Here is a 304-nt window from a genome sequence, read left to right on the forward strand (position 1 = left end):
CATACTATGCATCGGAACCAGTAACTGATGCCGGAACATGGACCCTAAGTTCGTATCCTAAAATGTGGTGGACCAAGGGGATTTTTACTCGAATTGGTCTTCACAGTCATGTAAGAGCTATGCAAGCCAGCGCTCTCACTCATTACGTACAAAATCAAGCACAACCAATGATTCACTTTAATGAAACGGGACATTACTTCTATGGCAGTGTTATGAGTAAATGGCCTGTTATTATAGCACTTGCTTATATCTATATTCTCTACAACATCATCAAGGCTATCCGCGGCAAACCGTCATTCTCTGA

1 protein-coding gene is annotated in these 304 nt (G+C 41.8%); it reads left to right on the forward strand.

All coding sequences use genetic code 11. The annotated features are described in order from the left end of the window. Window positions 1-119 precede the first annotated feature (119 nt). Window positions 120-304 (forward strand): hypothetical protein (locus ACFILW_RS10635; RefSeq protein WP_375685821.1); only part of this gene is annotated, 185 nt, incomplete at its 3' end.

Source organism: Bartonella sp. TT110JLCBS (assembly GCF_042193405.1).
GTDB lineage: Bacteria > Pseudomonadota > Alphaproteobacteria > Rhizobiales > Rhizobiaceae > Bartonella.